The sequence below is a fragment of the Tissierellales bacterium genome (assembly GCA_035301805.1).
Taxonomy (GTDB): Bacteria; Bacillota; Clostridia; order Tissierellales; family DATGTQ01; genus DATGTQ01.
Genome location: DATGTQ010000146.1, coordinates 1 through 8,619, shown reverse-complemented (window position 1 = coordinate 8,619; position 8,619 = coordinate 1). Strand labels below are relative to the sequence as shown.

The 8,619-nt window shown below is 29.6% G+C and carries 4 protein-coding genes; all 4 read left to right on the top strand.

Features of this window, described 5'->3' with window-relative positions:
• Positions 1-12: 12 nt before the first annotated feature.
• A complete protein-coding gene (locus VK071_07300) occupies positions 13-6,618 on the top strand; it encodes a glucoamylase family protein (protein ID HLR35124.1) in 6,606 nt (2,201 codons plus the stop codon).
• Between the two features lie 139 nt (positions 6,619-6,757).
• The gene (locus tag VK071_07295) at positions 6,758-7,327 is read left to right on the top strand and encodes a xanthine phosphoribosyltransferase (GenBank protein ID HLR35123.1); all 570 of its coding nucleotides are present in this window, start codon (positions 6,758-6,760) and stop codon (positions 7,325-7,327) included.
• Positions 7,328-7,455: 128 nt separating this feature from the next.
• A complete protein-coding gene (locus tag VK071_07290; GenBank protein ID HLR35122.1) occupies positions 7,456-8,325 on the top strand; it encodes a sulfide/dihydroorotate dehydrogenase-like FAD/NAD-binding protein in 870 nt (289 codons plus the stop codon).
• Positions 8,325-8,619, top strand: a 295-nt coding sequence (locus VK071_07285) for a bifunctional dihydroorotate dehydrogenase B NAD binding subunit/NADPH-dependent glutamate synthase (protein ID HLR35121.1), incomplete at its 3' end; no start/stop codon positions are given. The genes VK071_07290 and VK071_07285, both read left to right, overlap by 1 nt.

Genomic DNA, 8,619 nt, shown 5'->3' with positions numbered 1-8,619 from the left:
TTAATTGGGACTATGTTACATCCTTTAAATCAGCCTATTTTTGATGAGAAAGGAAAAATAGTTAAAGATGGTTATGGGTTGATTCAGCCCAGAATAATTATGGATATAAAAAATGCTAATAGTTCTTTATTTACTAGAATTTATGCCGGACAAGGCGGAATAGATCCATATACTACAGCAGTATCTGATATTTATCAAGATTTATTTGGTGAAGGTATTTTTACGGGGAAAGGTATATATGATTTAAATGTTTTTCAAAAATGTTTAAAGGATGCTATTCCAGAAGATGCTATTTTAAGTCATGATTTACTAGAAGGAAGTTTTGTACGAGTTGGATTGGCTACGGATATAGAACTAGTTGATGGATATCCAGAAAAGTATAATTCTTATGTAATGAGGCAACACAGATGGGTTAGAGGAGATTGGCAGTTAATTAGGTGGCTAGGAAATAAGGATAATCCTTTATCTAGTTTGTCAAAATGGAAGATACTAGATAATTTGAGAAGAAGTCTTGTGCCTATAAGTCTAACTTTATTAATAATCTTAGGCTTAGTTTTTTTCCCGGGGAATATAAGTTTATGGATTGGATTTGCTATTTTTACAATATTGTTTCCATTTTTGTTATCAATAGTAGATACAATTTTTTTCTCAGATACAAAGTTTGATAGATTGAAACTAAATGGTAATATAATTAGTGGATCTAAAGGCTATCTATATCAAGGATTATTATATTTTATGTTTATTCCCTATGAAGGCTATATTATGGGAGATGCTATTTTAAGAACTTGTTATAGGGTATTTGTTTCTAAGAAAAATTTACTTCAATGGACTACAGCTTTTGAAGTGGAGAAGAATTTAGGAAATAGTTTAGCTAGTTACTTTAAAAGGATGATTAAGGGAACATCTATAGCTATTTTAACTATTATTCTGACTTACTTTACCCATTATGAAAATATTAAGATTGCTATAGTAATTGGTGGGTTGTGGATTTTAGCCCCTTGTTTTGCTTATGTAATTAGTAAGGAAGATATTGAAGATATAGTTCTAGATGAAGAAAGTATAAAAATTTTAAGAAGAATAGGAAGAAAGACTTGGGATTATTATGAACAATATACTAATGAAGAAAATAATTTTTTGCCTCCAGATAATTATCAAGAATATCCTTATAACGGAGTAGCTTTTAGAACTTCCCCTACTAATATAGGTTTTTATCTAATTGCAGTACTTTCAGCTAGGGACTTTGGATATATTACTACTACTGAAATGGTAGAGTCAATAAATAAAAGCTTAAATACAATAGGAAAAATGGAGAAGTGGAATGGGCATTTATACAATTGGTATACTACTACAACCTTAGAGCCTTTAAGACCTTATTTTGTTTCTACAGTAGATAGTGGAAACTTTGTATCTTATCTTATAACTTTAAAGGAAGGAATAGAAGAATATTTAGATAAGCCATTAGTAGATAAGGTATTCGCCCATGGAATACGGGAAACAATTGAACTGATTAAAGATGAAGAAATAAGATTAACACTGGTAGGAAGTTTAGCTAATGTTGAAAAAGTATCTGTTAAGCAGTTAGAAGATTTAATAGAGAAATTAAATAAGGAAAAAGAAAATAAAAAAGATAAGTGGATAGAGAAAACTATAAGTCAATTAAATAGATTACAAAAAGAATATATAGACTATTTACCTAGTGAAGAAGTTAATGAAGAGTTAAAGCAATCAGATATGGATATAGATTACTCTTCTTCCATGCTAGAATTAAAAGATTATTATAATAAGATTCTTTCTATTTTAGAGGATGAAGAATTAGAGAAAGAAATTAATAGATTAAATGAAAATATAAAAAAATTAATGCTAAATGTGGATATAGCTATATCTAATATAGAAAGGCTAATAAAAGAAACAAAATTTGCTCCTTTATATGATTTCAAAAAAGATTTATTTTCTATTGGCTATAACGTTCAAGAGAAAATACTTTTAAACTCTTATTATGATCTATTAGCTTCTGAAGCTAGGATAACAAGTTATATAGCTGTATGTAGAAGAGAGGTTCCAAAAAAGCATTGGCTTAGATTAGGGAGACCTTTGGTTATGAAAAATGGATATAGAAGTTTGGCTTCTTGGTCTGGTACAATGTTTGAATATTTAATGCCTTCTATTGTAATGAAGAATTATAAAAATACTTTATTAGATGAAAGTTATAAAACAGCCATAGGTGTACAAGAACAATATACGGAAAATAAAAATATACCTTGGGGAATATCTGAATCGGGATTTTTTGCTTTCGATTCTAACTTAAATTATCAATATAAGGCTTTTGGTGTGCCCTATCTAGGATTTAAGAGAGGTTTAAAAGAGGATTTAGTTATTTCTCCCTATGCAACATTTTTAGCCCTGCCTTTTGAAACTAATAGAGTATTAGAAAATATTAAGGTATTAATAGATGAAGGATTAGAAGGAAAGCATGGATTTTATGAAGCTATAGATTATACTAAAAAAAGATTACCTATAGATATGGAAAAAGCTATAGTAAAAAGTTATATGACCCATCATCAAGGTATGATTTTTACATCAATAAATAATGTGTTGAATGAAAATGTTTTGATTAATCGTTTTCATAATTATCCAGAAATGAAATGTGGAGAATTACTATTACAAGAAAAAATGCCAACTAATATTATTATTGCAAAAGAAAAAGAAAACCTACAAAAATTAAGACAAAAAGAGTTAAAAGATGAAGTTTTAGCTGTCAGAAGTTTTAATAAAGAGAGTTTAAATTCTTTGAAATGCCATATACTTTCCTCAGGGGATTATTCTACAATGCTTACCAATAGAGGAGAAGGTTATTCTAAGAAAAATGATAATCTTGTAAACAGATGGCGTAAAGATGTACTTTCTAGGGAATCTGGTATCTTTATTTATATAAAAGATTTAAAAAATAATAACTATTGGTCTACAACTTTTAAGCCAACAAATAAGTTACCTGATGATTATAGAGTAGAATTTTTAAATGATAAAGTAACTTTCTATAGAACTGATGGAGAAATAGAAACTAAAATGGAAGTAGTTTTACTTTCAGAAGAAGATGGGGAAATTAGAAAAGTGACCATTACTAATAATTCAGAAGAGGAAACCTTAATAGATGTAACTAGTTATTTTGAAGTTGTAGGAGATAGATATGAATCTGACTTAGCCCATGAAGTGTTCAATAATTTATTCGTCAGAACTAAGAAATTGGAAGATTATGAAGCAGTATTGGCCCATAGAAGGGGAAGAGAAGGGGAAGGTGGAACTTGGATAACTCATAGTGTTAAAGATTTTAATGAGGATTCTATTAGTTTTCAATGTGAAACTAAAAGAATTAACTTTATAGGACGTAGTAGAGATTTGACTAATCCAATAGGATTGGAAAAAGGTTTATCTAATACTACTGGAATAGTATTAGACCCAATTCTTAGCTTGAACAAAAGATTTAGAATAAAGAAGGGCGAAAGTAAAGAAGTATATTTTATAATTAGTATCAATGACAATAAAAAAGATGCTTATGAGGTGGCTAAAAGGTATCGAGATGAAATTAGTTTTTCAAGGGCATTTAATTTAGCCCATACTAGAAGTCAAACAGAAATAAGTTATTTAAATTTTAAACCATCTCAAATTAAACAATTTGATAATATGCTATCTAATTTACTATTTTTAAATACTGAAAATAAAAATAAATATAGTAATATTTTAAAAGATAATATAAAGGGGCAAGAAGGTTTGTGGCCCTATGGAATTTCTGGAGATAATCCTATAGTTTTAGTAACTATTAAGACTATGGAAGGAATAGATACATTAAAAGAAATGTTAAAGGCTCATGAATACTGGACCTTTAAAAGATTAAAAATTGATTTAGTAGTATTAAACGGAAATGAAAGTTCCTATTACCAGCCTTTATTAGAGCGTATAAATGAAATAGTTTATGAGTACAGAGGAAATGTTTTAGAAATGTCAGGGGGAGTATATGTACGGAATGAAAACAACATGCCTTATGAAGATATAGTTATGTTTTATAAATGGGCTAATTTCATAATAGATTGTGAGATTGGTATTGTAAAAGAGAAAAAGGATAAACAGGATATTTCTAATAAGAAGTTTAATTCAAAACCTAAGAACTATCCAGTTATTATACCAGAACTAGAGTTGAAAAAATTTAACGGTTATGGAGGTTACTCTAAGGATGGAAAGGAATATATTATAAAACTGGATAAAGATATAAATACACCCCTCCCTTGGATAAATGTTATTGGAAATAAAAAATTTGGTTTCATAGTTTCTGAATTAGGAACTGGTTTTGCTTGGGCTCATAATAGTAGAGAAAATAAATTGACTCCTTGGTTTAATGATCCTGTAAATAGTACTTCAGAGGAGATAATATATGTAAGAGATGATGATACAGGTGAATTATGGTCCATTACTCCTTGGCCTATAAGAAATGAAGAACCTTATATTGTTTCTCATGGATTAGGATATACAAACTTTTATTATAATGGTAAGGGTTTAGAGCAAAATTTAACTATGTTTGTTCCAAAAGATGAAAATATAAAAATTAATTTAGTTAAGTTTAAAAACAACTCTGGTTTAAAGAGAAATCTCACAGTATTCTATTATATAAGGCCTGTATTAGGAGTTACAGATGAAGAAACAGAAATGTTTATAGAAACTGATATGAAGGGAGAAACTTTTATAGCTAAAAATTCAACTAATGAAGAATTTGAAGGTAGTACAATATTCATTGGAGGATCTGAAGATATAAAAAGTTATACTGGAGATAGGATTGAATTTTTAGGTTTGAACTCAACTTTCAAATATCCGGAAGGTATAAAAAAGGAAAAGCTTTCAGGTGAAATAGGATTAGGTTTAAATTCTTGCTGTGCTGTAGAAATGCCTATAACCTTACAAAGTGGAGAAGAGAAAGAAATAACAATTTTATTAGGTGAGAATAGAGAAGAAGAAAAAGGGAAAGAAATAATTAATAAATACAAAGATATAGAAAACGCAAAATCTGAATTAGAAAATGTAAAAAGTTACTGGGAAAATATATTGGGCACAATTAAAATTCAAACTCCCGATGAATCTATGAACTTACTAATGAACTATTGGTTAATGTATCAGACTATAGTATCTAGACTTTGGGGTAGAACAGGTTTCTATCAGGTTGGAGGAGCCTTTGGGGCAAGAGATCAAATGCAAGACAGTGTAAATAGCATATATTTTCTACCAGAACAAACAAAAAAACAAATTTTAAATAATTGCAAACATCAATTTATTGAAGGAGATATACAACATTGGTGGCATCCAATTCTCGATAGTGAAGTTCATAAGGGTATAAGAAGTAAATATTCAGATGATCGTTTGTGGTTACCCTATGGAGTAAGTAAGTATATAGAAGTAACAGAAGATTATAGTATTTTAAATGAACAAGTACCTTTTATAGAAAGTAAGCCTCTTGAAGATGATGAATATGAAAGGTACGAAATTCCCAAATTATCTGATGAATCTGGTACTGTCTATGAACATTGTATCAGGGCTATTGAAATATCCATAAAATTTGGAGAAAGAGGATTGCCTTTAATGGGATCTGGGGATTGGAATGATGGTATGAATAGAGTTGGATATAAAGGTAAAGGAGAAAGTGTCTGGCTAGGATGGTTTTTAGGAACAGTTTTACAAAGATTCATACCTATATGTGAAAAAGTAGGGGATATAGATAGAAAAGAAAAATATGAAGAAATAGTTGACCATTTGAAAAAGGCTGCTGAAGAAAAAGGTTGGGATGGAGAATGGTATTTAAGAGCTTATTTTGATGATGGAACAGCTTTAGGTTCCAAAAAGAATGAAGAATGTATGATAGATTCAATCTCTCAATCTTGGTCTGTTATATCAGCTTTAGGCAATGAAGAAAAAATGAAACCTGCGATGAGTTCAGTAGAAAAATATTTAGTAGATGAGGAAGAAGGGATAATAAAGCTTTTATCACCACCTTTTGATGAAAGCCACTTAGATCCAGGGTATATAAAAAGTTATGTACCTGGAGTTAGAGAAAACGGTGGTCAATATACTCATGCTGCAACTTGGGTTATAAAAGCTTTTGCATTATTAGGTGATGGAGATAAAGCTTATAAATTATTTAATTTAATAAATCCAATTAATCACACAAGAACAACAATAGAATGTGCAAAATATAAAGTTGAACCTTATGTTATGGCAGCAGATGTATATACTACTCCTTCTTTAGTAGGTAGAGGAGGTTGGACTTGGTATACTGGTTCTTCCGGATGGATGTATAAGGTAGGTATAGAAGATATATTAGGGTTTAAAAAGAAAGGGAATAGACTTTTTATAAATCCATGTATTCCAAGAGAATGGGAAAACTATAGTATTAAATATAGATTTTTAGACACTATTTATAATATAGAAATAAAAAACCCTTATAAGAAAAATAGTGGTGTTAATAGTATAAAATTAGATGGAGAATTATTAGATACAAAATATATTCCACTTATAAATGATAAAAAACAACATTTGGTGGAAATAATATTAGGCAGTTACAAAGAAAATCTCATCTCTTAATATTAAGAGATGGGATTTTTACACTGTTATGAACAAGATATATAGCATTTAAGAACTAGAAGTTATTCTTATCATTGATTTTTATTTAAATATGGTGTAAAATTCAATTGTAAGGGATGTAATAAGGAGTGGTTTACTTTTGGAATTACTAAAGAAAAAAATATTGAATGAAGGAAGAATTGAAGAAGGAAATGTTCTAAAGGTTGATAGTTTCTTAAATCATCAGTTAGACATAGATTTTTTAAATGAAATTGGAAAAGAGTTCAAAAAAAGATTTTCCAATGAAGAAATAACAAAAATTGTTACTATTGAAACTTCTGGTATAGCAATAGCAACTATTGCAGCCCAATATTTTAAAGTTCCTGTGGTTTATGCACGGAAAACGATGTCAAAAAATCTAGGTAAAAACCTCTATGTAAGCGAGGTTTATTCATATACAAAAGAAGAGAACTATAAAATAAGAATATCTAAAAGATATATAAATAAAAATGATAAAATATTGTTAATAGATGATTTCTTAGCTAATGGAAATGCTTTAAGCGGTGCAATTGATATAATTGAAAAAGCTGATGCAACATTAGTAGGGGCAGGTATTGTAATTGAAAAAGGTTTTCAACAGGGGGGTAAAAAATTAAGAGATAAGGGTGTGAAACTTGTTTCATTAGCAATAATTGAAAGTTTAGAAGCGGGAAAAATAGTTTTTAAATAATATAAAAACTTCAAACATACTATGTTAAAAAAATAATAATCCATTTTAGCCTTTAGATTGTAAACTTTTTAAAAGATAAAAAATATTGTATAATGTAAGTAAAAATTTTATAGAAGGAGGAGTTATAATTGTATAAAATAGTAGAAAAAGAAGTTCTTGCTCCAAATATCTTTTCAATGGATATTTTGGCACCAAGAGTAGCGGAGTCAGCTCAACCAGGTCAATTTGTAATAGTAATAGCTGATGGAGCGGGGGAAAGAGTACCTCTAACAATTTGTGATTATGATCTAGAAAAAGGAACTGTTAATATTGTAGTACAACCTATGGGTTGTTCTACTAAAAAGCTAGATAGACTTGAAAAGGGTGACTATGTTAAAGATTTTGTAGGCCCTCTCGGACAACCTTCTGAATATGTAAATGAAAATATTGAAGAACTAAAAAAACAAAAAATATTATTTGTAGCAGGAGGAGTAGGAACAGCTCCTGTATATCCACAAGTTAGATGGTTCCATGAACGAGGTATTGATGTTGATGTAATAATAGGTGCTAAAAATAAAGATTTAGTAATTTTAGAAGATAAAATAGGTGAGGTAGCAGGTAATTTATATGTAACAACAGATGATGGAAGCTATGGTTTTGATGGTATGGTAACGGGAAAAATAGAAGATTTAGTTAAAAATGAAGGAAAGTATTATGATAAAGTAATTGCTATTGGACCTATGATAATGATGAAGTTTGTATGTAAACTTACTGAGGAACTTGGAATTCCTACTGTTGTAAGTCTTAACCCTATAATGGTAGATGGAACTGGTATGTGTGGTGCTTGTAGAGTATCTATAGATGGTGAAACAAAATTCGCATGTGTTGATGGGCCAGAATTTAATGGTCATGATGTAGATTTTGATGAAGCTTTAAGAAGACAGGCTCAATATAAATCTGAGGAATGTAAAAAAGATGATAAAGTTAAAGTTGAATGTAAAGCAGGGGGTGCTAAATAATGAGTAGATTTACAAGAACACCAATTGCAGAACAAGACCCTAAAGTAAGAGCAACAAATTTTGATGAAGTATGTCTTGGTTATACAGAAGAGGAAGCTATTAAAGAAGCTAAAAGATGTCTACAATGTAAAAAACCAGCTTGTGTAGGAAATTGCCCTGTATCTATTAATATACCAGGATTTATTAAAGAAATAGCAGAAGGTAATTTTGAAGAAGCTGCTCACGTTCTCGCTGAGTATACTGCACTACCTGCAGTTTGTGGTAGAGTTTGTCCTCAAGAGACACAGTGTGAAG